Annotated in this window: 22 protein-coding genes, 1 tRNA gene and 1 pseudogene; 13 read left to right on the top strand and 11 right to left on the bottom strand. The window is 57.8% G+C overall.

Annotation, left to right across the window (positions count from 1 at the left end; all coding sequences use genetic code 11):
• Positions 1-310 precede the first annotated feature (310 nt).
• Positions 311-907 (top strand): TfoX/Sxy family DNA transformation protein, encoded by a 597-nt coding sequence (locus A1WC_RS17130; protein ID WP_016160583.1) that lies wholly within the window; start codon positions 311-313, stop codon positions 905-907.
• A 13-nt stretch (positions 908-920) separates the two neighbouring features.
• Here the strand turns inward: A1WC_RS17130 and yccS are convergent, their stop codons facing one another.
• Both yccS and A1WC_RS17120 read right to left on the bottom strand, forming a co-directional pair.
• Positions 921-3,056, bottom strand: coding sequence for a YccS family putative transporter (yccS, locus tag A1WC_RS17125; RefSeq protein ID WP_008805895.1), 2,136 nt, complete (start codon positions 3,054-3,056; stop codon positions 921-923).
• 17 nt (positions 3,057-3,073) lie between these two features.
• Positions 3,074-3,520, bottom strand: a complete 447-nt coding sequence (locus A1WC_RS17120; protein ID WP_008805896.1) for a YccF domain-containing protein — start codon at positions 3,518-3,520, stop codon at positions 3,074-3,076.
• 124 nt (positions 3,521-3,644) lie between these two features.
• Here A1WC_RS17120 and helD point away from each other — a divergent pair, with 124 nt between their 5' ends.
• Positions 3,645-5,699 carry a DNA helicase IV gene (gene helD / locus A1WC_RS17115; RefSeq protein WP_016160584.1) on the top strand — a complete coding sequence of 685 codons (2,055 nt, stop codon included), beginning with the start codon at positions 3,645-3,647 and terminating at the stop codon, positions 5,697-5,699.
• 11 nt (positions 5,700-5,710) lie between these two features.
• On the opposite strand, the gene mgsA is transcribed toward helD, so the two are convergent.
• A complete protein-coding gene (gene mgsA / locus A1WC_RS17110; RefSeq protein WP_008805898.1) occupies positions 5,711-6,169 on the bottom strand; it encodes a methylglyoxal synthase in 459 nt (152 codons plus the stop codon).
• 153 nt (positions 6,170-6,322) lie between these two features.
• Here mgsA and A1WC_RS17105 point away from each other — a divergent pair, with 153 nt between their 5' ends.
• Entirely contained in the window at positions 6,323-6,736 is a 414-nt protein-coding gene (locus A1WC_RS17105; RefSeq protein WP_002898434.1) for a CoA-binding protein, read from the top strand.
• A gap of 29 nt (positions 6,737-6,765) precedes the next feature.
• On the opposite strand, the gene hspQ is transcribed toward A1WC_RS17105, so the two are convergent.
• Positions 6,766-7,083 (bottom strand): heat shock protein HspQ, encoded by a 318-nt coding sequence (hspQ, locus tag A1WC_RS17100; protein ID WP_016160585.1) that lies wholly within the window; start codon positions 7,081-7,083, stop codon positions 6,766-6,768.
• A gap of 59 nt (positions 7,084-7,142) precedes the next feature.
• A complete protein-coding gene (gene rlmI, locus A1WC_RS17095; protein WP_016160586.1) occupies positions 7,143-8,345 on the bottom strand; it encodes a 23S rRNA (cytosine(1962)-C(5))-methyltransferase RlmI in 1,203 nt (400 codons plus the stop codon).
• A 190-nt stretch (positions 8,346-8,535) separates the two neighbouring features.
• On the opposite strand from rlmI, the gene A1WC_RS17090 reads away from it, so the two are divergent.
• From A1WC_RS17090 to yccX, 3 genes are read left to right on the top strand one after another with little or no spacing between them, the layout of a single operon-like run.
• Positions 8,536-9,090, top strand: a complete 555-nt coding sequence (locus tag A1WC_RS17090; RefSeq protein ID WP_008805901.1) for a YbhB/YbcL family Raf kinase inhibitor-like protein — start codon at positions 8,536-8,538, stop codon at positions 9,088-9,090.
• A 17-nt stretch (positions 9,091-9,107) separates the two neighbouring features.
• On the top strand, positions 9,108-9,896 hold the full coding sequence (locus A1WC_RS17085; protein WP_008805902.1) for an AraC family transcriptional regulator: 789 nt from the start codon (positions 9,108-9,110) through the stop codon (positions 9,894-9,896).
• Between the two features lie 48 nt (positions 9,897-9,944).
• The gene (gene yccX / locus A1WC_RS17080; RefSeq protein ID WP_012542291.1) at positions 9,945-10,226 is read left to right on the top strand and encodes an acylphosphatase; all 282 of its coding nucleotides are present in this window, start codon (positions 9,945-9,947) and stop codon (positions 10,224-10,226) included.
• On the opposite strand, the gene tusE is transcribed toward yccX, so the two are convergent.
• Both tusE and yccA read right to left on the bottom strand, forming a co-directional pair.
• Entirely contained in the window at positions 10,223-10,552 is a 330-nt protein-coding gene (tusE, locus tag A1WC_RS17075) for a sulfurtransferase TusE (RefSeq protein WP_002898457.1), read from the bottom strand. The genes yccX and tusE overlap by 4 nt on opposite strands.
• 88 nt (positions 10,553-10,640) lie before the next feature.
• A complete protein-coding gene (gene yccA / locus A1WC_RS17070) occupies positions 10,641-11,300 on the bottom strand; it encodes an FtsH protease modulator YccA (RefSeq protein WP_002898458.1) in 660 nt (219 codons plus the stop codon).
• Positions 11,301-11,568: 268 nt separating this feature from the next.
• Between yccA and A1WC_RS17065 the strand changes: the two genes are divergently transcribed.
• Positions 11,569-13,194, top strand: a complete 1,626-nt coding sequence (locus tag A1WC_RS17065; protein WP_016160587.1) for an ABC transporter substrate-binding protein — start codon at positions 11,569-11,571, stop codon at positions 13,192-13,194.
• Between the two features lie 147 nt (positions 13,195-13,341).
• Positions 13,342-13,429: transfer RNA gene (locus A1WC_RS17060), tRNA-Ser, on the top strand.
• 148 nt (positions 13,430-13,577) lie between these two features.
• Here the strand turns inward: A1WC_RS17060 and A1WC_RS28240 are convergent.
• Positions 13,578-14,522, bottom strand: coding sequence for a cyclic diguanylate phosphodiesterase (locus A1WC_RS28240; RefSeq protein ID WP_228691840.1), 945 nt, complete (start codon positions 14,520-14,522; stop codon positions 13,578-13,580).
• Positions 14,499-15,113: pseudogene (locus A1WC_RS28245) on the bottom strand (CSS-motif domain-containing protein); the annotation flags it as partial. The pseudogene A1WC_RS28245 and the gene A1WC_RS28240, both read right to left, overlap by 24 nt.
• 402 nt (positions 15,114-15,515) lie before the next feature.
• On the opposite strand from A1WC_RS28245, the gene A1WC_RS17050 reads away from it, so the two are divergent.
• The 4 genes from A1WC_RS17050 (at position 15,516) to A1WC_RS17035 (ending at position 20,322) form a co-directional block, all read left to right on the top strand.
• A complete protein-coding gene (locus A1WC_RS17050) occupies positions 15,516-16,532 on the top strand; it encodes an iron ABC transporter substrate-binding protein (protein ID WP_004179245.1) in 1,017 nt (338 codons plus the stop codon).
• Between the two features lie 21 nt (positions 16,533-16,553).
• Positions 16,554-18,128 carry an ABC transporter permease gene (locus A1WC_RS17045; protein ID WP_008805909.1) on the top strand — a complete coding sequence of 525 codons (1,575 nt, stop codon included), beginning with the start codon at positions 16,554-16,556 and terminating at the stop codon, positions 18,126-18,128.
• A 1-nt stretch (position 18,129) separates the two neighbouring features.
• A complete protein-coding gene (locus tag A1WC_RS17040; protein ID WP_004179253.1) occupies positions 18,130-19,158 on the top strand; it encodes an ABC transporter ATP-binding protein in 1,029 nt (342 codons plus the stop codon).
• 243 nt (positions 19,159-19,401) lie between these two features.
• A complete protein-coding gene (locus A1WC_RS17035) occupies positions 19,402-20,322 on the top strand; it encodes a GGDEF domain-containing protein (RefSeq protein WP_016160589.1) in 921 nt (306 codons plus the stop codon).
• Here the strand turns inward: A1WC_RS17035 and A1WC_RS17030 are convergent.
• Positions 20,319-21,152 (bottom strand): helix-turn-helix transcriptional regulator, encoded by an 834-nt coding sequence (locus tag A1WC_RS17030; RefSeq protein ID WP_008805911.1) that lies wholly within the window; start codon positions 21,150-21,152, stop codon positions 20,319-20,321. The two genes, A1WC_RS17035 and A1WC_RS17030, sit on opposite strands and share 4 nt — an antisense overlap.
• Positions 21,153-21,413: 261 nt before the next feature.
• Between A1WC_RS17030 and A1WC_RS17025 the strand changes: the two genes are divergently transcribed.
• Positions 21,414-22,181: a phytanoyl-CoA dioxygenase family protein gene (locus tag A1WC_RS17025; RefSeq protein ID WP_004179258.1), complete on the top strand. Its 768-nt coding sequence runs from the start codon at positions 21,414-21,416 to the stop codon at positions 22,179-22,181.
• Between the two features lie 13 nt (positions 22,182-22,194).
• Here A1WC_RS17025 and A1WC_RS17020 read toward each other — a convergent pair whose 3' ends face one another.
• Positions 22,195-22,536 carry a PTS fructose-like transporter subunit IIB gene (locus A1WC_RS17020; RefSeq protein ID WP_008805913.1) on the bottom strand — a complete coding sequence of 114 codons (342 nt, stop codon included), beginning with the start codon at positions 22,534-22,536 and terminating at the stop codon, positions 22,195-22,197.
• Positions 22,537-22,550 lie beyond the last annotated feature (14 nt).

Consider the following 22,550-nt stretch of genomic DNA (forward strand, 5'->3'; position numbering starts at 1 on the left):
ATCTACCAGGGGAAAAGATCAACCGCAATTTGCCATTTTGCTGGCTGAAATTTAATCATTTCCCGCCGCGTCTGATTTATAGCGATGCGCACCTCTCCTCAACGATATCCTTAATGCCGGCTAATGATTTCTTTCCACCCTGTTGATTGCAGCAACGTCAGTGATTTTCTGAAAGCGTCTCGCAAAACCGCATTCTGGTGGAAAAGTCGGCGAAAATCATCTTGCTGCTGTTCGGGAAGTCCCTTATGTTTTCTCTTAGCGGATCCGTTAACAACTTAAGTTTAATTACATGATTAACAAAGGAATGATCATGAGAAAACTAGTATGTCCGCGGTTCCCGCAATTTCAGGCCTGCGTCTCGCCGCTGGGTCAGTTACATTCTCGTCCGCTTTTTGGCGGCTATAGCCTGGCCATTGATGATACGGTGTTTGCGATGGTGGCAGAGGGCGATATTTACCTGAGGGCCTGCGAGCAGAGCGCCGCGTATCGGGTTGAACATCGCAATCCTTTATTAACGCTGCGCCGACATGGGCGCACCGTGCCGATGAAGTATTATCAAATTGACGACGCATTGTGGCGCGATGAGACTCAGCTTTTTCGGCTGTCGCTGTTGTCGTGGCAGAGTGCGCAGCGTGAAAAGAACCACCGACGGGCGTCGGGCCGTCTGAAGGATTTACCCAATATCAGCTTTCATATGGAATTGCAGCTGATCCACGCGGGCATACCGGATGTCAGGACGCTTCGGGAGGTAGGCGCTCAGCAGGCCTGGCAACGGCTACGAGAAAACAACGCCTCTCTGTCGCTCAACGTCTTGCTGGCGCTGGAGGGGGCGATTGTCGGCGTTCACGCCGCCGCGCTCCCGACGCTGCGGCGTCAGGAGCTGCTCGAATGGGCAGGAGCCCGTTAGCGGACAGCCGCCGTTATTCTGTCTGAGCGTGAACGCGTTGTTGCAGGCGGCAAATTTCAGGCAGCAGCGCGAGCAACAAGCCAATCTGCTGTAATACCAGCGGCTCTTTACTGTCCGCGCGCGGTTCCAGATGCTGGATCCGGCTTTGCAGGCTGGTCAAAGACTTCTGCACCCGATGTTCATCGGCGGGGGTATGGTGCAGGGCGTCATCAACATAACAAACAGCATCATCCAGCAGGGCAAGAATATCGGGGGTGGACAGTTTTTCCCGATGCGCGCCGAGAGCGGAGATGTAGCTGGTGAAGGTATGGTTGAGACACAGCAAGCGAAAAGCGGTCTCGCGCTGGGCGCCATCCGCGCGCGGTTCAGTCGACAAATTCGAGACCACGGAGGCCAGTTCGGCATCACGGTTGTAGGCATCACGGCGGGCGACACGATAGGCCAGACGGTTGTCGCGGCCCTGGTGATACTGCTCCAGAATGGCATCCAGATAACGGCAGTTCGCGTTCATCGCCCGGTCCAGGACGCGCGGCAGATTGCGAAATTTCCAGTCCGGCCAGATGAAGCTGACCGCCGCCCAGGCGATGGCGCAGCCGATCAGGGTATCAATAATGCGCGGTAGCGCGACCTCAAAACCTTCGCCAAGCAGGTTAAAGCACAGCAGCACCAGCAGCGTAATAAACATGGTGGCATGGGCGTACTGCACGTTACGAAAGGCAAAGAACAGCACGCCGGTGAGCACGATCAACACCAGTTGCCCTTCAATCGAAGGCACCAGCAGCAGGACGGGCAGGCCGATCGCCACCCCCACCAGCGTGCCGATGATCCTCAGCGCCAGTCGGTGGCGGGTGGCGTTATAGTTCGGCTGACAGACAAACAGGCTGGTCAGCAGGATCCAGTAGCCATGCTGGAGCCCGGTAAACTGGATAAAGGCATAGCCGGCGCAGAGCACCAGCGACATACGTACCGCGTGGCGAAAGAGAGCGGACTCCGGTGACATGTTGCGCCGCAGACGCAGCCAGATGTCGTTCAGCCCGCCGAGTCTGTCGTCGGCCAACAGCGTCTCGGTGTTGCTCCCGGCAGGCGCGGTCGTTTGCACCGATTCAATCGTGGCCAGCTGCGCATCGATAGCGCGCAGGTTATTGAGTAAAAACCCAAGGGCATTGATCTGCTCGTCGGACGCGCCGCTGGCGCGCACGCGGTCAAGCGCCGCGTCGAGATGCATAAACGCGCGTTCAAAATGGGCGTCATGTTGGTAGGGTTCGCGCAGTAAAATCGCCCGCGAGAGCTTCTGGCAGGCCTGGGCCTGCATCGAGAGCATGCGCTGGAAACGGAACATCACGTCGCTGTAGCGGAATTGATCGCGCAGAGTCTGATACTGAATATGCGATGAGCTGGCGCGTTCATGAATATCCTGGGCCACAAAGTAGTACTGCAGGGTGCGGCGGGTGCCGCGCTGGCCCCGATCGCCTCGCAGTCGGGTTAGCAGCGAGACCTTGGTTTGGTTAAGCGTAGCAACCAGCTGGCCGTTGGCGAGGGCCAGATCGTACAGCGGCGCCTGGCTCTCATCCTCCAGGTCAGGATCAAACAGCCGGGATTTGAGCTCCAGATAGCGAGCCAGTTGCTCATAGCTACGCGCCAGGTTGTCCTGCAATGGACGAATCGGAAAAATGAGGTGCCCGGACAGCGTCAGCAGGTTGTACCACACGGCCCCCGCCAGCAGGAACAACGGCTGTAGATACCAGTGATCGTACAGTGTGACGCCGAGCATGGTGTAGATGGCGATGAGCAGGGCGCCGAAGGCGATGGTGGCATAGCGCTGGCCGAGGCCGCCGAGCAAAATAAAGCCGATGGTAGACACGGTCAGGCCGAGGGCAAACAGCGGCGGCCACGGAAACAGCAGCTCCACGGAGGCGGAGGCGATAAAAAAACAGACCAGGGTAATGGCGAGGTTGCGCAGACGACCGGTCAGCCGGTCGTCGAGGTCGGTCAGGGCCGCGGCAACAACGCCAAGGGTGAGAGGGATGGTCAGTTTGACTTCGCCGATCCACCAGGGAAACAGCGTTGTGCCGCAGAGCGCGATAAAGATCCGTACGTTATAAAGCCAGGCACTGTTCCAGGTATAGCGGCGTAGCAGGGGGCTAATCATGTCCGTGTTCCGTTCGGTTACTGAAAGCGACGACGCGCATTGGCTTCACGTGCGGCACGCGCGGTTTCCACAGAGACGACCCGACGTCCTACCGGCCAAAGGGCAATGGCAGCAATTTTAAAGTTCGCGATCCCCACCGGGATGCCAATAATGGTCAGACATTGAGCTATGCCGCTGAAAATATGCATCAGGCACAACCACCAGCCGAAAAAAATGAACCACAGAATATTCAGCACGGTGCCGCCGGCGTTGAGGAGGCCATTTTTACGGCCCGGCTCCAGCTCATCCACATGAATCGCCTCGTTACCGTATGGAAATAAGGAGAGTCGGGTGATTTCCCAGCAGGAGCGGGTCAGCGGCAGCGTGACGACCAGAACGATGCTAACCAGCGTGGCGAGCAGCCAGCCTAGAGTGGTGGCGAAACCGCCAAGGATAAAGTTCAAAATATTCAGAATGGTACGCATAAAGCCTCGGTTTTGCCCTGTGGATAATAAGACCTGACAATTGTAACGTTTTTTTGCGCTGGAGCACCTGGTCCCGGGCGGTTAAACTGAAAAACAATCCACCCTGATTGAAAATCGACATTATATGGAACTTAAAGCGACAACATTGGGCAAACGCATGGCTCAGCACCCTTATGATCGGGTGCAGTTACTGAACGCCGGCGTAAAGGTTTCCGGCGACCGTCACGAGTATCTTATCCCTTTCAATCAGTTATTGTCAGTGCATTGTAAGCGCGGTCTGGTCTGGGGCGAACTGGAGTTTGTGTTGCCTGACAGCAAAGTCGTGCGTTTGCACGGTACCGAGTGGAGCGAAACGCAGCGCTTCTATCACCATTTACAAACGCTCTGGGAGCAGTGGAGCGCGGAAATGAGCGACATCGCCGCTGGCGTACTGAAGCGGCAGCTGGCGACGATCGAGCGCACCCGTGCGGAAGGCAAATGGTTGACGCGTCAGCAGGTGGCGGATGTGCAGGATAACATTCGCCAGGCGTTGACTGGTTTGCCGATGCCCTCCAGCCGGCTTGAGGCCTTTGACAACTGTCGGGAGCTGTGGCGGGAGTGTCAGCGCTGGTTAGGGGATATTGAAGCGACACGCCTGGCCCATAACCAGGCCTTCACCGAGGCGATGCTTGAGCAGTATCGCGGCTTTTTTGACGGCGTTGAGTCGTCCCCTCTTAATGCCTCACAGGCACGGGCGGTGGTGAACGGCGAGCGTTCCCTGCTGGTGCTGGCGGGCGCGGGCAGCGGCAAAACCTCGGTGCTGGTCGCGCGGGCAGGCTGGCTGCTGGCGCGGGGAGAAGCGGCAGCAGAGCAAATTTTGTTACTGGCATTCGGCCGCCAGGCGGCGCAAGAGATGGATGCGCGGATCCGCGAGCGTCTTGCATCCGACGATATCACCGCGCGTACCTTCCACTCGCTGGCGCTACATATTATTCAGCAGGGCAGCAAAAAAGTCCCCACCATCAGCAAACTGGAAAGCGATAGCGCAGCTCGTCAGGCGCTGCTCGTGAAAAGCTGGCAGCAGCAGTGTCAGGAGAAAAAAGCGCAGGCGAAAGGCTGGCGCCTGTGGCTGGAAGAGGAGATGGGCTGGCAACTGCCGGAAGGCGATTTCTGGCAGGACAAGAAGGTGCAGCGGCGTATGGCCAGCCGTCTCGACCGCTGGGTCAGCCTGATGCGTATGCACGGCGGCTCCCAGGCAGAGATGATTGCCGGGGCGCCGGAGGCGGTACGCGATCAGTTCAGTAAACGGGTGAAACTGATGTCTCCTCTGATGAAAGAGTGGAAGGCGGCGCTGAAGGCCGAGAATGCGGTCGATTTTTCCGGCCTGATCCATCAGGCGGTCAATATTCTCGATAAAGGCCGCTTCGTCAGCCCATGGAAACACATTCTGGTGGATGAATTTCAGGATATCTCGCCGCAGCGGGCCTCGCTGTTGGCTGCATTACGCCGGCAGAACAGCCAAACCACGCTCTTTGCCGTCGGGGATGACTGGCAGGCGATTTACCGGTTCAGCGGGGCCCAGCTTTCCCTGACCACCGCGTTTAATCATTACTTTGGCGAAGGGGATAGCTGCGCGCTGGATACCACCTATCGCTTTAACGGCCGCATTGGCGAAATCGCCAATGGCTTTATCCAGCAGAATCCGCATCAGTTAAGTAAGCCGCTGAACAGCCTGACGGCGGGCGATAAAAAGGCCGTCACGCTGTTAGCCGACGATAAGCTGGATGATTTACTGGATAAACTGAGCGGCTACGTTAAGCCCGAGCAGCGGATCCTACTGCTTGCCCGTTACCATCATCTGAAGCCCGACGCGCTCAACAAGGCGGCGACGCGCTGGCCGCATCTGCAGCTTGATTTTATGACTATTCATGCCAGCAAGGGCCAGCAGGCGGACTATGTGATTGTGCTGGGACTGCAGGAGGGAGAGGATGCGTTTCCCGCGCCGGCGCGCGAGTCGATCATGGAGCAGGCGCTCCTGCCGCAGCCGGAAGATTTTCCTGATGCGGAGGAGCGTCGACTACTGTACGTGGCGATAACCCGCGCACGTCATCGGGTGTGGTTGTTGTTTAACAAAGCGCAACCTTCGCCGTTTGTCGACATCCTGCAGGCCTTGGATGTGCCGGTGGCCAGGAAACCCTAATCACGTGTGGGTTATTTCAGGCGCTCGGCAAGATAACGCGGATAATCCGGGATCAGAATATCGAGCGGCTGATTAAAGTGCGGTGACTGGATGATAAAGTCAGCGGTGGAGACGTTAGTGGCGACCGGAATGTTCCAGACGGTGGCCAGGCGCAGCAACGCTTTGACGTCCGGGTCGTGAGGCACGGCGTTCAGCGGATCCCAGAAGAAGATCAGCACGTCGATTTTGCCTTCTGAAATAAGCGCGCCAACCTGCTGGTCACCGCCCATCGGGCCGCTCAGCATGGCATTGACCTCCAGTCCGGTAGCCCGCGAGACCAGGTTACCGGTGGTGCCGGTGGCATACAAAACGTGTTGCGCCAGCAACGCCTGATGGCGAGCGACCCATTTCATCAGCATATCTTTACAGTGATCGTGAGCCACCAGCGCGATATGTTTTTGCGCGGACAGGGTACGAGTTGTCAGTTCCATATTTTCATTCCACATTTTGACCTGCAGACAGATTACTGAATGTGGCTGCCGCTGCAAGCATCGGGGTGAAAATTTTGTCGAATCTGTGGGTTAGCCTGGATGGCCGCCTGCTGCGGATTAGCATACACTTAGGTGAAATAGCAGGAGGAACCCATGAAAGAGAACGATATTGCCGGCATCCTGACGTCGACACGGACGATTGCGCTGGTTGGCGCCAGCGATAAACCTGACCGCCCGAGCTACCGGGTCATGAAGTATCTGTTGGATCAGGGGTATCACGTTATCCCGGTTTCGCCGAAGGTGGCGGGCAAGACGCTGCTGGGACAGCAAGGGTATGCGACGCTCGCCGACGTTCCGGAAAAGGTCGACATGGTTGATGTCTTCCGTAATTCAGAAGCGGCGTGGGGCGTGGCGCAGGAGGCGATAGCCATCGGCGCGAAAACGCTGTGGCTGCAGCTGGGGGTGATCAATGAGCAGGCCGCGGTGCTGGCCAGAGAAGCCGGATTGAACGTGGTGATGGATCGTTGCCCGGCCATTGAGCTACCGCGACTGGGATTAGCAAAATAACAAAAAACCCCGCCTGGCGGGGTTTTGTTTTAGTTGCGAAGGCGCGGAGCCTGCAGCTGCTGACGAATCGTTTTGGCCAGTTCGTCGAGGGACGGCTGTTCCGGGTGTTCGTCGCGGGTTTCGCTGCTCAGCTGCACTTCTGCCAGATAGGTGTGGATCGGCTGACCATCATCATCTTCCATCACCACATGGTACCAGGGCGCCGCACGCAGTTCGTCATTGGCGGCAATCTCATCCTCTTCCGGTTCCGCGAGTGAATACTCGGGATCGACATCGACGATGACACCCAGGTAGCCCAAGAGCGTATGGCGGACCTGTTGGCCGATACCGAATTTGCTGGCTATCATAGGCACCTCCTGGGAAACATGAATACTCCCTATATGAGGCTCATGTTTCGTTTTTCAAGTTACATGACGCGACAGGCAAACCCCTTCAGATACAGCCCTTCCGGGTAGGTTGCGATCACCGGGTGGTCGGCAGCCTGACGGAACTGTTCTATAAATTGTACATCACGCCCGGCATCAATTGCGGCATCGGCGATGATTTTCTGAAATAAATCGGTGGTCATCAGGCCGGAGCAGGAGAAAGTCAGCAGCACGCCGCCGGGGTTCAGCAGCTGGATCGCCAGCATATTGATATCTTTATAACCGCGGCAGGCGCCCATCAGCTGGCTTTTGTTTTCCACGAATTTCGGCGGATCCATCACGATCACGTCGAATTTCTCTCCCTGATCGCGGTATTTACGCAGCAGTTTGAACACGTCGTCGCGCACAAATTCCGCTTTGGACAGATCCAGTCCGTTGAGCTCGACGTTCTGTCGGGCGACGTCCAGCGCTTCCTGAGAGGTATCCACGCTGGTGACCTGGCGGCAGCCGCCCATCAGCGCTGACACCGCAAAGCCGCCAGTATAAGAGAAGCAGTTCAGCACCCGCTTATCCGTGACATAGCGGCGAGTAGCCAGGCGACTGTCGCGCTGGTCGAGGTAGTAGCCGGTTTTGTGCCCGCCCTGGATATCAACCAATAGTTTCATGCCGTGCTCGGTGATCGGCAGCAGCGCCGGGGGCAGCTCGCCCACCACCGGCCCCTGGGCCAGCTCCAGTCCCTCTTTTTTACGCACGGCGACATCGCTGCGATCGTAAATGGCGCAGTCCGGGAACAGGTTCTGCAGGGCGCTGATGATGGCGGCCCGCTGGTATTCGGCGCCTGCGCTGAGCAACTGCAGCACGAAAAAGTTGCCAAAGCGGTCGATAGTGACGCCCGGCAGCCCATCGGACTCGCCGGCGATCAGACGGTAGCTGTCGAGACCATCGCGCTCGGCCAGCCATGCCCGCCAGGTTTGCGCTTGCTGCAGGCGGCGTTCAAAGAAGGTGCTATCGATGGCTTCATTGCGGTCGAAGGTCCACACGCGGGCGCGGATCTGCGACGACGGCGAGTAAGCGCCGCGGGCCAGCCATTTTCCCTGATGGTCAACAATATCGATGGTTTCACCGCTGCGGGCTTTACCCTCCATGCGGGCGACGCCGCCTGAGAAAATCCACGGATGGCGACGCAGCAGGGATTTCTCGCGTCCTTTGGCTAACACTAAGCGGGGGAATAGGGAATCTGTCATGGAGCTACCTTTAAGCAACGGGAATGTCGGCACCGAAAAATGGCGCGTAGAGTAGCACACCTGGCGCACGCAAGCATCTTTCGCCCGGCAGGCACAGGTGAGCGTTTCGGCACAAAATGCAGGCGCTTCGGCACATTCAGTTTGTGCGGACTCTCATACCCTGTTTTCTCACCCCAACGAGGAGCAGACGATGAAAACAGGTATCCGCATGGCCGTGGCGATGGTCGCGGCAGTGAGTAGTGGCGCGATGGCTGCGCCGTTTAGCGTGAGCAGCGATGATATGCATGACGGGCAGGCGCTGGCCCGGAAGCACTGGTTTGCCGGTTTCGGCTGTACCGGAGGCAATGTCTCTCCGCAGCTGGCATGGAAAAATGCCCCGGCGGGGACGCGAAGCTTCGCGGTCACTGTCAGAGATCCCGATGCGCCTACCGGCAGCGGCTGGTGGCACTGGACGGTGGTCAATATCGCCAGCAGCGTCTTTTCGCTGCCCGCTGGCGCGGGAGATAAAAACAGCGCTACACTGCCGGGCGGAGCGGTACAGGGCCGCAACGATTTTGGCTATGCCGGTTTCGGCGGCGCCTGTCCGCCGGCGGGAGATAAACCGCATCGCTACCGCTTTACGGTATGGGCGCTGGATGTCCCTACGCTGCCGGTGGATGCCGGGGCCAGCGGGGCGCTGGTCGGCTATCTGTTACACAGCCATGCTCTCGCCAGCGTACAGTTGACGGCGATGGCCGGGCGCTAAAATAAAGGGTCGATCCGATGGAGAGTATCCACTTTCAGCATAACGCCTTAACCGCGGCAGAGGTCACCACCCGACGGCTGTGCAGACTGCATCGGGTGCGGCTGTTCTCCCCGGCGCTCTGTCGGGTGAAACGCGGCAGCAAAGTGATTGTGCAAGGGGAGAGCCGGGTGCTGGCGACGCCGCAACAGCTGATTGTGTTGCCGGCTGACGTTGAGCTGGAGGTGATTAACCAGCCGGAGAACGGCCTGTTTTGCTCCGATCTGCTGTCGCTGACCCCCGAGCTGCTGACGACGTTTAAGACCCGTTATCTCAGCGAACCACCCCCAGGGCGTCTGACCTCGCTCTGCGCCCCGGTGACGACAGAGCTGGCGTTTATGTGGCAAAGCGTTCTGCAGGCGGTGCGGGAGGGATTATCCACCTCTCTACAGCTCCACCAGACTATGGGCCTGCTGCTGGCCCTGCACGAGGCGGGCTATGCGGGCCCGCTGCTCGTCGAGCGGCAGCAGGATCTGTCGGCGCAGGTTCGACAACTGGTCATGCTGTCGCCGGCGCAGGCATGGAGCGTGTCGCGGGTGGCGAAAATGCTCTTTCTCGGCGAGTCCACGCTGCGCCGTCGGCTGCAGCAGGAATCGCAGAGTTTTCGCCAGATCGTCGAGGAGGTGCGGATGGCTCACGCCCTGGGGCAGCTGCAGACCACCTCGCGGCCAATAGGCGAAATCGCGCAGAACAGCGGATATCAGTCGGGATCGCGCTTTACCGCGCGCTTCCGTCAGCATTATGGTTTACTGCCGAAGCACGTACGCTGAGCGAATTTGCTATCCTCAGCGTAAAGTGTGAGCGAAAAGGAGATGATAATGGCCAGTATCTGCACGATGGCATGGGTTTACGGTTCGGTTCAGGGCGTGGGATTTCGCTATTCAACACAGCGGGAAGCGCTGCAACTGGGGTTGACCGGCTATGCCCGTAATCTGGACGACGGCGGGGTGGAAGTGCTTGCCTGCGGCGAGGCAGAGCAGGTGGAGAAACTCATCGCCTGGCTGAAAGCCGGGGGGCCGCGCAGCGCGCGGGTTGACCGGGTGTTAACCGAACCCCATCAACCCACCCGCAGCTGGGAAAAATTCGCGATTCTCTATTAGATGCACTTCACCGGCTTCGGCAGCCCGGCGATTTTGGTCGCCTGTTTGGCGGGGCCTTTCGGGAACAGGCGATAGAGATAGCGGCTGTTGCCTTTCTCTTCGCCAAACTTGTTGGCCATCGCCTTCACCAGCATGCGGATCGCCGGAGAGGTGTTGAACTCAAGGTAAAACTCGCGCACAAAGCGCACCACTTCCCAGTGTTCAACGGCGAGCGTTATCCCTTCCTGCGCGGCAATGACTTCCGCCATCGCCTCGCTCCACTGGGTGGTATCTTTCAGATAGCCTTCGCTATCCGTTTCAATTTCGTTGCCTTCAAAAATAAACATGATTTTTCACATACCGCCTGAAACTGGCCGCAGTGTAGCAAAAAAAAAGGCCCCGCATAAGCGAGGCCTCGGTGAAGCAGGGGAGCGGTTAGTCCCGGCTGGCGAAGCCCAGGATGCTCAGCAGGCTGACAAAGATGTTGTACAGCGAGACATACAGGCTGACCGTGGCGCGGATGTAGTTGGTTTCACCGCCGCGGATGATGTTGCTGGTCTCGAACAGGATGGCACCCGAAGAGATCAGGATGAACACCGCGCTAATCGCCAGATGAAGCGCCGGCAGCTGCAGGAACAGGTTAGCGACCATACCAATCAGGACGACCACCACGCCCGCCATCAGCATTCCGCCGAGGAATGACATATCTTTGCGCGTCGTCAGCACGTAGGCCGAGCAGCAGAAGAAGACCAGTGCGGTGCCGCCCAGCGCCAGGCCGATCAAATCGCCCATGCCGGCAGAAAGGTACGCGTTCAGCATCGGCCCAAGGATATAGCCGAGGAACCCAGTGAAAGCGAAGGCGGAAATAATCCCGGTGGGTTTATTCGCCGTTTTGTAGGTCAGGAACATCAGACCGTACATCCCCACGAGGGTTAAAATCAGCCCCGGGGAAGGGAGCATCAGCACCGTGCTGGCGGTGGCGGTGATAGCGGAAAACGCCAGCGTCAGGCTGAGCAGGAAGTAGGTGTTACGCAGAACCTTGTGCGTGCTGAGCAGCGAGGAACGGTCACGCGATGATGTAATTATGCGATCCATGAGTCACTCTCTTATGACAGATGTAATTAGGGATAAAGAATAAGAAAAACAAGCGTGAAGCCCTAATGCTTTTACCCATCTTTACTTAGCTTTTGCCGCTTTTGTCCAGCATAAAATTCTACATGGATTGGGAAAAGCGATATGTTTTCGCGTTTCGCTTCGGTGAGCCGATCGAAATCTTATAGGTTGCTGAAATATATTGCTTTATTTAAATTCTGCGACTAAGTGTGGAAGGGGGAATAACTCCGTACGTTAAAGGCAAAGGGAAATGACATTACACAAAAACAATCACATCACGCGGACGCTCCTGGCAATGAGTCTGATGGTCATAACCGGCGGGGCGCTGGCGGCACAGGTGCCGCCTGGCACCCAGTTGGCGGAAAAGCAGGAGCTGGTCAGAAATAACGGCAGTGAACCTGCCTCACTCGATCCGCATAAAGTCGAGAGCGACATTGAATTCAACATCATTAGCGATCTCTTTGAAGGGCTGGTCAGCGTGACGCCTGCGGGGGCGATCCAGCCCCGGCTGGCGGAGCGCTGGGAAAACAAGGACAACCTGTTATGGACCTTCCATTTACGCCCCGGTCTGACCTGGTCCGACGGCACGGCCATCACGGCGCAGGATATCGTCTGGAGCTGGCAACGGCTGGTCTCGCCGGCCACCGCCTCGCCCTATGCGAGCTATCCCGGCAATATGCATATCGCCAACGCTCGCGAAATTGCCCTGGGGCAAAAGGGACCCGAGACGCTGGGGGTGAAAGCGCTGAATGACTCCACGCTGCAGGTCACTCTGAGCCAGCCGAATGCCGCTTTCCTGGCGATGCTGGCGCACCCTTCGCTGGTACCGATCGACAAAGTGCTGGTGGAGCGTTTTGCCGATAAATGGACCCGACCAGAGCATATCGTCACCAGCGGCCCGTATAAGCTGACCCAATGGGTGGTGAATGAGCGGCTGGTGGCTGAACGTAATGCGAAGTACTGGGATAATGCGCACACCGTTATTAATAAAGTGACTTACCTGCCCATCTCTTCGGAGGCTGCCGATGTCAACCGCTACAAAGCGGGGGAGATCGATATTGTTTATACGGTGCCGATCAATCAGTTTGCGCAGTTGCAGAAAACCATGGGCGATCAGCTGGACGTTTCGCCGCAGCTGGCGACCTATTACTACGAATTCAATACTACCCGCCCGCCGTTTAACGACGCCCGCGTGCGGCGCGCGCTGAATATGGCGCTTGATAAAGATATCATTGCCGGAAAAGTGCTTGGCCAGGGGCAGCGCCCGGCCTGGGTGATCAGCCAGCCGGATATCGGCGGCGTGACGCTGCGCAACCCAGACTACGCCAGCTGGCCGCGCGAGAAGCGGATTGCTGAGGCGAAAAAACTGCTGGCGCAGGCGGGGTATGATGACAGTCACCCATTGGTCTTTACCCTGCTGTATAACACCTATGAGTCGCACCAGCGTATCGCCATCGCCGCCAGCTCTATGTGGAAGAAAAACCTCGGCGTCGAGGTGAAGCTGCAGAACCAGGAATGGAAGACGATGCTGGATACCATGCATACGCATAACTTTGACGCCGTCCGCTATGCCTGGATCGCCGATTACGACGATGCCGCCACTTTCCTCAATACGTTCCGTACCGGTGATAGCGAGAACACCAGTCAGTACAGCAACCCGGCTTACGATGAAGCCCTGCGCAATGCGGCGAAAGCCTCCGACGTAGCGACCCGGGGCAAATACTATCAGCAGGCGGAAGATCTGCTGGCGCAGGATGTTCCCGCCATTCCGGTCTATCACTATGTGCGTACCCATTTAGTGAAACCCAGGGTGGGCGGTTTCACGCCGGATAAGCTGGGGTATTACTACACCAAAGACATGTACATTAAAAAATAGCCCTCTGGATAGCGGTCATGGGCGCTGATTTTCTGTGCGAACCGCCTGAAATTCAGACGAATAACACAAAATTGTTTGTTTTTAAGGCAGTTGAACAAAATGGTGCTTTACAGCATCCGCCGAGGTGTTTATAGTGCGCCTCACACCGGAAGTGTGGCCGAGCGGTTGAAGGCACCGGTCTTGAAAACCGGCGACCCGAAAGGGTTCCAGAGTTCGAATCTCTGCGCTTCCGCCATATAAAAGAATGGGTTACCGAAAGGTAACCCATTCTTGCTTTGTCCGGTCGGTCGTGCATGACCCGGACAGTGACCGACGATGTTTTCATTCCCAGCGCGCTGACGGATCCATAGCCCGTCGCATGGCAGGACTTTTCACAACGCCCCTCATTCTTCGACAATCCGCGCCTTCGGTTTGCTCAGCAGGAGCATCACCAGCGCGACGTAGGGCATCGGCTTCCAGAAATAGTAGCCCTGCAGCAGATGAATATTCTGGCGATTGAGATACTCCAACTGGACCTGGGTTTCGACACCCTCGGCAATGATGCGCAGTGACAGCGTCCGGGCCATCTCTATCACGCAGTCCAGCAGCTTGCTTGACGGCGCCTCCCCGGTTACCCGGCCGACAAAACTCTGATCGATTTTGATATAGTCGAAAATCAGCTCGTGGAGACAGGAAAGCCCGGAATAGCCGGTGCCAAAGTCGTCCAGCGCGATGGAAAACCCGCGGGAGTGTAACGTATTGAGCTTGTCCACGACCGCGTCGTTGAGCAACAGCGGCTCCTGCTCCGTGATCTCCAGCATCAGCTTCACCGCTTTCCCCTCAAAGCCGCGCTGATAGTGCAGGCAGTCATCGATAAACGACGGGGCGTTGATATGTGATGCGCTGATGTTGACGCCGATATGAAACCCGTCCGGCAGCTTACTGAAGATGGGTCTCATCTGGGCGGCGACCTGCGCCATCAGGCTGCGGGTCAGCGGGATAATTAAGCCGGTACGTTCGGCCAGTGGAATAAATTCCGCGGGCGAACGCCGCTGCGTGGTAGCATTTTTCCAGCGGGCGAGAATTTCCACACCGTATATCTCCCCCGTTTTCCCATTCACGACGGGCTGGTAGAAGGGAACGATATACCCCTGGGCGATGGCGTAGCGCAGGTTTTCTTCTTCAGAGGTATAGACATTCAGGTATTTGCGCAGCAGGAAATAAAATAATAGCGAGACAGAGAAAATGAAAATCAGCAGACCGAAGCCATTTTGAAATAAGCGACTGGGGCTAAAAAAAGGCGACTCGGGATAGATAATGCGAAACGGGTAGTCCGGTGAGCTAAATATATCCTGATGCGGGCTGGCTTTCAGCGGCCCCACATCGCCATATCTGGCGATCATCTGATGGTTGACCGAGAGCGCCAGTCCGGCGTTATCCTCATCGCTATACAAGGCATCGCGCAAATGGATGTCGCTGATACTGACAATGACTCTCACCTGCGCTGAACGCGTATGATAGATCAGCACCGGCCGCTTGTTAACCATCATCCTGGCGGGCAGCAGCTGCAGCTTCTCATCAGGCAAGGATTCCGGATGGAGCGTCAGGACTCGGTTGCCGGGGAGTGATGAGCACCACACCTGGCCATCTTTTATCAGCAGAATAGTGCGCAGATGCGGCTGCAGGGCGGCCTCCGTTCCGAGCTGAAATTGACCCTGACCAGAGCAACCGCTGCGGCTAACGTTCAGCGCCGTGGCCGTCGCCGCATGGGCCTCATCCAGAATGGCTGCGATCTTTTTCGCCGCCTGGCGGGCGGCCGCGACATGAGTCGCCTGGTCCGAATGCCACAGTTGCCAGTTAATGACGAACACGCCAGCAAGAAACACCACCAGCGCCAGGGAAAAGGCAATCCATGCGTTTCGCCGCTTTATCTCTTTCATTTATCGTGCGTGCCAGGGTGAGTGTGCATAAAGTTAATCATCCCTCTGACGGTAAAGGCTTTTTAATGATCGTAGAAGGGGGATATCTTTCGTGATGACGGCGCATATTAAAAACATGATCAGTATCACAATACCCGCCAGCAAAGACCGCAGATAACGTGCAGAGGCGGCTGTTCTGTCACGAAGGTAATAAAAAAATCGCAGCTTAATGTTTTCTTAATCTAAATTTCGGGGATGGATGGTTTTAAGCATTTTCTAATCCCTAATAACCGACCGGCGCTATTTTTTGCTTTTTTAAGTTTATGATAATTGTTTTCATTATCATTCTTTTTTTGCTGTGATTTAATCCTCTCCGCTCAGGCTATTTACCGTTTATTGCCCTATTTCATTAAGGATGCGTTCATGAAATTTCGCTTATCGCCCCTCCGTACGGCAGCGCTGGTTGCCGCTTCTCTGTTTCTGGCGCCGCAGGGGATGGCGGCTGACGCTCAGAACGGGATTGTGGTTTACAACGCCCAGCACGAAAATCTGGTGAAGTCGTGGGTGGATGGATTCACCAAAGAGACCGGTATTAAGGTCACGCTGCGCAATGGCGATGACAGTGAGCTGGGTAATCAGCTGGTTCAGGAAGGCTCCGCGTCGCCGGCCGATGTGTTTCTGACCGAGAACTCGCCGTCGATGGTGCTGGTCGATAATGCCAAACTTTTCGCCCCGCTGGATGCCGCCACCCTGCAGCAGGTTCCGGCGCAGTACCGTCCGCAGCATGGGCGCTGGATCGGCATCGCCGCGCGCAGCACCGTTTTCGTCTACAACCCGGCGAAAATCAGCGAGGCGCAGCTGCCGCATTCCCTGATGGATCTGGCAAAACCGGAGTGGAAAGGGCGCTGGGCGGCTTCGCCATCGGGGGCTGATTTCCAGGCTATCGTCAGCGCGATGCTGGCGCTGAAGGGTGAGCAGGCGACTCTCGACTGGCTGAAGGCGATGAAAACCAACTTTGTCGCTTACAAAGGCAACAGCACGGTGATGAAAGCGGTCAACGCCGGGCAGATCGACGGCGGGGTGATCTACCACTACTACCGCTTCGTCGATCAGTCAAAAACCGGCGAAAACAGTAAAAACACCCAACTGTATTACTTCAAACACCAAGATCCGGGCGCCTTCGTCAGCATTTCCGGTGGCGGTGTGCTGGCCTCCAGCAAACATAAAGCGCAGGCGCAGGCCTTTATTAAATGGATCACCGGCAAGCAGGGGCAGGATGCACTGCGCACCAATAACGCCTTCGAGTATGCCGTGGGGGTAGATGCGGCCTCTAACCCGAAACTGACCCCGCTGAAAGATCTGGATGCACCGAAGGTAGAACCTTCCTCGCTGAACAGTAAAAAGGTCATTGAGCTGATGACGCAGGCTGGCCTGCTCTGATCCTGAGGAAGTGATGTTGCTATGTCTGTTCTGAGTTTGTCGCTCGGAAAGAAAACAGGACGCCTGCCCGAGCGCAGGCGTCCTGCATTTCCGATGGTGGCGTTAGCGCTGCTGTTTTCATTGCTGGCGCTGTTGCCGTTAGGGTTTGTGGTGGCGGTTGGGTTCGACACCGGCTGGCCGACCATTAAAGCGCTGGTCTTTCGTCCGCGGGTAGGGGAGCTGCTCAGCAATACCCTGTGGCTGACGGTGCTGGCGGTCCCCATCAGCATTGTGCTCGGCGTGACGCTGGCCTGGCTGACGGAACGTACTGCCCTTGCCGGTCGGCAGCTGTGGTCGGCGCTGGCGGTAGCCCCGCTGGCGATTCCGGCCTTTGTCCAGAGCTACGCCTGGGTCAGTGCCGTGCCTTCGCTGCATGGCCTCTCCGCCGGGGTGTTTCTCTCGGTGCTCGCCTACTATCCGTTTATTTATATGCCGGTGGCGGCCGTGCTGCGCCGCCTCGATCCCACCCTTGAAGATGTCGCCGCGTCGCTGGGCACGCCGCCGTGGAAAGTGTTCTTCCGGGTGGTGCTCCCGCAGCTGCGTCTGGCAATCTGCGGCGGTGCGCTGCTGGTGGCCCTGCATCTGCTGGCGGAATATGGCCTGTATGTGATGATCCGCTTCGATACCTTCACGACCGCTATTTACGATCAGTTCCAGTCGACCTTCAGCGGTCCGGCCGCCAATATGCTGGCAGGCGTGCTGGCCTTGTGCTGCCTGGCGATCCTGCTGCTTGAGAGCGCCTCACGCGGTAAAGCGCGTTACGCGCGTATCGGCGCCGGGGCGGCCCGCGAGCAGAAGCGGCTTGTGCTGGGTAAAGGGGCCGCTTTTGGCGCGCAGCTACTGCTTCTGCTGCTGGTGATGCTGGCGATGGGGGTTCCCTTACTGGTCCTGTGCCGCTGGCTATGGCTGGGCGGCATCGACAACTGGCTGCATGCCGATCTCTGGCATTCTCTGCGCCAGACCCTGCTCCTGGGGGCGGGCGGGGCGCTGCTGACAACGGTCTGCGCGATCCCCATTGCGTGGCTCGGCGTGCGCTATCCGCGCCCGCTGTTCCGCCTGCTGGAGGGGTGTAATTACATCACCAGCTCGCTGCCCGGCATCGTCACCGCGCTGGCGCTGGTGACGGTCACCATCCACTACGCCCGTCCGGTGTACCAGACCGAAGTGACGCTGTTTCTGGCCTATCTGTTGATGTTTATGCCGCGTGCGCTGATTAACCTGCGCGCCGGTATCGCGCAGGCGCCGGTGGAGCTGGAAAACGTTGCCCGTAGTCTCGGACGCAGTCCGGCCCGCGCCCTGTGGAGTATCACTATGCGGCTTGCCGCGCCGGGCGCGGCCGCAGGTGCCGCGCTGGTGTTCCTTGGCGTCAGCAATGAGCTCACCGCCACGCTACTGCTTTCGCCGTTAGGCACCCGCACCTTGTCGACCGGTTTCTGGGCGTTAACCAGTGAGATCGACTACGTAGCGGCGGCACCGTACGCGCTGTTGATGATCGTCATTTCGCTGCCGCTGACCGCGGTTCTTTATATGCAGTCGAAAAAAATGGCAGGGTTGTAACATGCTGGAATTGTCTTCTATTTCGAAATCCTTCGCTGATGCGCTGGTCCTCGATAATCTCAATCTGACCGTAGCGCCGGGGAGCCGGACGGCCATTGTTGGTCCGTCCGGCTCGGGGAAGACCACGTTGCTGCGCATTCTCGCCGGTTTTGAAACGCCCGATCGCGGGCGGATCGTCATGCACGGTAAGTCTCTGTTTGCCGACGGTGTGTTTGTCCCCGCCCACCAGCGACGGATCGGCTATGTTCCGCAGGAAGGGGCGCTGTTTCCTCATCTTAATGTTGCGGACAATATCGCCTGGGGGCTCGACGCCAGCCGTGAGGAGAAGCGTCGCCGCGTGGGGGCGCTAATGGAGATGGTCGCCCTCGACGCTGGCCTGGCGAGTCACTGGCCACACGAAATTTCCGGTGGCCAGCAGCAGCGTGTTGCCCTGGCCCGCGCCCTGGCTCAGCAGCCGGCGCTGATGCTGCTGGATGAGCCGTTTTCTGCACTGGATACCGGGCTGCGCGCCAGCACACGCAAAGCGACGGCGGACCTGCTGGCCGAGACGGGGATCGCCTCGATTCTGGTGACTCATGACCAGAACGAGGCGCTGTCGTTCGCTACGCAGGTGGCGGTAATGCGTCAGGGGCGCTTCGCCCAGGTTGGAACCCCGCTGACGGTTTACTCGCAGCCGGTGGATGAAGAGACGGCGTTATTTCTTGGCGATGCCCTGATCCTCCCCGCACGCCTGAGCCCCGGCCGGGCAAGCTGCGCGCTGGGGGACCTGGCGACGGACGCACTGCATCCTGCTGGCGAAGGTAGGGTGATGCTGCGTCCGGAACAGCTGAGCGTCAGTGTGAGCGGGCCGCAGGAAAGTACCGCCATTATCCGCGATGTCGATTTCTCAGGCCAGCTTTCCACGTTGACGCTGTCGATGGCTGGGCACGAGCGGCCGATTGTCCTGCGAACCGTGAGCCAGCCGGCGTGGCAGCCCGGCGCGATGGTGAGACTGACGGTCAGCGGCAAGGCGCGAGTGTTTAGCGGCTAATCCCTGAGCAGGCGGCGCCGGCTATCGACGGCGCCGCACGGAAAGCTAATTAGATGGCGGATGAAGCCGTTAGTATCCGCGCCACTGACCTCGTCGCCATGGAGTGGTAGTACGTTGGAACAATTCCGCGGGGTCAGTCCAGTTCCCGCCATTTTACCGAACCGCCGCTTTTTCATTCGTCCCGCTACGCTTAACTGTTATCCTGTCTCGCGATCGGCCCTGTTGTTACCATGAGACACCGCTATGCCTGAACTCCATACTCCTGCGAATCGCCCCGGCCCGGCCGCTGTGGCCCGGGTGACGCTCCTGCCTGCGCTGCTGGTTATCGTCGCTGTTGCTGTCGGCTGCGCCCTGGTGTCGCCTCCGGTCGGTACACGACACGAGATCCTGACTAACCCCGGCCTCTATATCGATCTGCTGGCGTTGTTGTTTCTGGTGTTTATGCTGTGGAGCTCGGCGAAGGTGCGGATGAGCCACATTGCCGTCAACTGGGTACGCTATGGGCTGCTGTTGTGGATTGCCGGCGGCACCTTTGATGTGATGGATGAGATCGTGGTTCAGCCGCGCTGGATGGGCTACTACTGCGAAGATCTGCTGCGCCTCTCCGGGATGCTGCTGACCGTGGTGGGGGTCTACAAAATTATTGAGCGAATCAATTTGCTGTACGTCGATGCGCGCTCGCAATCCCTGAAGGATGAACTGACCCAGTTACCCAACCGGCGTTTTTTCATTGATACCATTCGCGAGAAGTCCGGGCATGCGCTGGGACTCATGATTCTGGATATCGATTTTTTTAAGAAAATCAACGATAGCTGGGGCCACCTGGTGGGGGATGAAGTGTTATTTTCGCTGGGGAAACAGCTGGCGAAACTAACCAGCGAGCAGGTCCAGCCGGCGCGGATCGGTGGGGAAGAGTTCGCCATTATCGTCGATGGCCTGTCGGAGCCCGAGCTGCACGCTCTGGCGCAGTCGATCCTTGCTAACGCCCGCACCATCCTGATCAATCATCAGACGCCGCTGTCGATCAGCATTGGCATCGGAACCTGGCGGCCAGGTGAAGCGCAGGAGACGTTTATCCGTAAAGTCGACGAGGCGCTGTACAAGGCCAAGCATAACGGCCGCGGCCGCGTGGAGTGGGCGCCATCTGCCGGTGCGGCAGGTTAGGCCTGCTGCGCGCTACGGCAGTGTCGCCGATACTCCGATGGCGAGCGTTCTGTGTAGCGTTTAAAAACCCGGCAAAAATAGTTGCTGTCGACAAAGCCGCAATTGTGCGCAATCTCTTTCACCTTCAGGTCATAGCCGCGCAATAGCTGCTTCGCCTTTTCCAGACGGACACGGGTCAGATACTCATTAAATCCCACCGAGCCTGATTTCTGAAAAATATGCGATAGATAGTTGGGCGTGATGTGAAAACGTTTGGCTACCGATTCCCGCGTCAGCGGTAGACTGAGATTCTCCTCGAGGTAGTCCTGGACGGCGAGAAACAGATCCCGGCTGCGGCTGACGCGCATCTCCAGCCCGACCAGCTGTTCACGACAATGACTCAGCAGCGCGGCGATCACCAGTCGCGCGGTCAGCGGATCGGGCTGCAGGCTGACTTCATTCAGGCTCAGCAACAGGTAGGAACCCACGCGCGGCCCAAGCCGGGAAACGCTCTGTTTTTCCGTGTGCAGGCTTTTTCCGTCCCAGCGCTGAATACTGAATCCCAGTTTCTGCCGACCAAACAGAATGCTCAGGGTAGTGGCCGGACCGGTCCACTGCGGCAGCGTCCACTTCCCCGCCTGCACGTACAGTACCTGCAGCGTGGTTAACGTCGAGGCGGCCAGCGGCAGTCCCTGTTCATTCAGTTGGCCCTCCAGCACAATTTCCAGACGCGGAAACGGCACGTTGAAGGCGAGGGCAGGCACGGAGATATCCGGCTCAGGAAATCTCACCTGTAAGTGATCTTTTTGACCGATTAACCGATGCAGTATATCCGGCAGATCTTCAATCATTCTTTGCCCTCAGCATGCGCATTATCCTGTTGATGGTAATCTATTTTTTCCTTCCCGGCAGCGTTAGTTTAGCCATTTTGCGCAGCGGATTGCCGGCCAGCTGCAGCGCATGCATTGCCGGAAAAGAGATTGTTGATGTCCATCACACTTTGTGGGCTCGCGTACGTATGTCCAGTTTTTTGTAGCGCTCGCCTCGTGTCATGCCGCGGAGGGACCAGTAGAGTTTGTTTGTGTTATCGGAACGTTAAAAAGGAACGCAAAATGAACTCATCATCGGCTAACTTTCTCGATGCGTTAGGCGCCAGCCAGGCGCTCAGCGCGCAAATGAAACACGAGCTCGACACCCTCGGCTACACCGTCGTGCATAACGTCGTTGACGCCCAGTGGCTGAGCGAAATGCGCCTGCTCATTGACACCCTGGTTGAACGCGAAGGCGATAATCTGGCGATGGAGCACCATCAGGAGGCGACGGCGACGCGGATCGCTAACCTGATTAATAAGGGGGTTATCTGGGAGAAAGTCTGGTCACACCCGCTGATCCTCTCCGCTTGTCGCTATATCTTCAACGGGGATTTTAAAGTCTCCAGCCTGAACGCGCGCGAGGCGCTGTATAACGGCGGCCACCAGCCGCTGCACGCCGACTGGAAAAAGCCGCGCCCGGATTTTCCTAAAGTCCACCTGGTGAATACCATCTGGGCGATAGACGATTTGAGCGCCGCCAACGGCGCGCCGCGGATCATTCCTGGTACCCACCTCCGCCCCGAGTTACCGGAGGAGGTGCTGGCCGACCCGGAACAGGCCCATCCCGATGAGATTGTGTTTGCCGCGCCGGCTGGCAGCGTGATGATCTACAACGCCCACGCCTGGCACGGCGGCACCCGTAATCGTGAAGGCAGCAGACGACGCGTACTGCATGGGTTATATATCGATCGTGCGGATACGCCGCAGCAGGACCAGCGGCGCTGGCTGACGCCGGAGACGGCAAGCCGCCTGACGCCGGCGCAAAAATGGCTGCTGGATGTAGAATAAGGCCTGTCGCCGGTCAGGGAAGTTCTACATAGACGACCGGCTTTTTCATGATGCTTTTCACGGCCTCGACGATCTGCTGCGGCTGCAGCAGGAAGCTCTTGATGCTGGTTTTAATCGTCCGCAGGCCGCGAAAGCGCTGGGGGTCGTCGATTTCGATATCCGTCACCAGCAGCACCACTTCGGCGCGGGCGATATCTTCCGCGGTGATCCGATTTTCTACGCCGAGCGCCCCCTGGGTTTCCACCTTCAGGTGCCATTTTTCATGATGACCGACCTTTTCCAGTCGTTCGGCGGCCATGTAGGTATGCGCCACCCCGCTGACGCAGGCGGTGACGGCGACAATATTGAAGTCCATAACATCCTCCTGGC

This window comes from Klebsiella sp. KTE92, from assembly GCF_000398905.1.
GTDB classification, from domain to species: domain Bacteria; phylum Pseudomonadota; class Gammaproteobacteria; order Enterobacterales; family Enterobacteriaceae; genus Klebsiella; species Klebsiella variicola.

Excerpts from the sequence above, each read along its gene's own strand:
- A1WC_RS17090 (WP_008805901.1), top strand. The coding sequence starts at position 8,536 with ATGAAAACAGGTATCCGCATGGCCGTGGCGATGGTCGCGGCAGTGAGT.
- yccA (WP_002898458.1), bottom strand. The coding sequence starts at position 11,300 with ATGGATCGCATAATTACATCATCGCGTGACCGTTCCTCGCTGCTCAGC.
- A1WC_RS17040 (WP_004179253.1), top strand. The coding sequence starts at position 18,130 with ATGCTGGAATTGTCTTCTATTTCGAAATCCTTCGCTGATGCGCTGGTC.
- A1WC_RS17030 (WP_008805911.1), bottom strand. The coding sequence starts at position 21,152 with ATGATTGAAGATCTGCCGGATATACTGCATCGGTTAATCGGTCAAAAA.
- A1WC_RS17130 (WP_016160583.1), top strand. The coding sequence starts at position 311 with ATGAGAAAACTAGTATGTCCGCGGTTCCCGCAATTTCAGGCCTGCGTC.
- A1WC_RS17050 (WP_004179245.1), top strand. The coding sequence starts at position 15,516 with ATGAAATTTCGCTTATCGCCCCTCCGTACGGCAGCGCTGGTTGCCGCT.
- A1WC_RS17025 (WP_004179258.1), top strand. The coding sequence starts at position 21,414 with ATGAACTCATCATCGGCTAACTTTCTCGATGCGTTAGGCGCCAGCCAG.
- tusE (WP_002898457.1), bottom strand. The coding sequence starts at position 10,552 with ATGTTTATTTTTGAAGGCAACGAAATTGAAACGGATAGCGAAGGCTAT.
- helD (WP_016160584.1), top strand. The coding sequence starts at position 3,645 with ATGGAACTTAAAGCGACAACATTGGGCAAACGCATGGCTCAGCACCCT.
- rlmI (WP_016160586.1), bottom strand. The coding sequence starts at position 8,345 with ATGACAGATTCCCTATTCCCCCGCTTAGTGTTAGCCAAAGGACGCGAG.
- yccX (WP_012542291.1), top strand. The coding sequence starts at position 9,945 with ATGGCCAGTATCTGCACGATGGCATGGGTTTACGGTTCGGTTCAGGGC.
- A1WC_RS17035 (WP_016160589.1), top strand. The coding sequence starts at position 19,402 with ATGCCTGAACTCCATACTCCTGCGAATCGCCCCGGCCCGGCCGCTGTG.
- A1WC_RS17045 (WP_008805909.1), top strand. The coding sequence starts at position 16,554 with ATGTCTGTTCTGAGTTTGTCGCTCGGAAAGAAAACAGGACGCCTGCCC.
- A1WC_RS17105 (WP_002898434.1), top strand. The coding sequence starts at position 6,323 with ATGAAAGAGAACGATATTGCCGGCATCCTGACGTCGACACGGACGATT.
- A1WC_RS17120 (WP_008805896.1), bottom strand. The coding sequence starts at position 3,520 with ATGCGTACCATTCTGAATATTTTGAACTTTATCCTTGGCGGTTTCGCC.
- A1WC_RS17065 (WP_016160587.1), top strand. The coding sequence starts at position 11,569 with ATGACATTACACAAAAACAATCACATCACGCGGACGCTCCTGGCAATG.
- hspQ (WP_016160585.1), bottom strand. The coding sequence starts at position 7,083 with ATGATAGCCAGCAAATTCGGTATCGGCCAACAGGTCCGCCATACGCTC.
- A1WC_RS17020 (WP_008805913.1), bottom strand. The coding sequence starts at position 22,536 with ATGGACTTCAATATTGTCGCCGTCACCGCCTGCGTCAGCGGGGTGGCG.
- mgsA (WP_008805898.1), bottom strand. The coding sequence starts at position 6,169 with ATGGAACTGACAACTCGTACCCTGTCCGCGCAAAAACATATCGCGCTG.
- A1WC_RS17085 (WP_008805902.1), top strand. The coding sequence starts at position 9,108 with ATGGAGAGTATCCACTTTCAGCATAACGCCTTAACCGCGGCAGAGGTC.
- yccS (WP_008805895.1), bottom strand. The coding sequence starts at position 3,056 with ATGATTAGCCCCCTGCTACGCCGCTATACCTGGAACAGTGCCTGGCTT.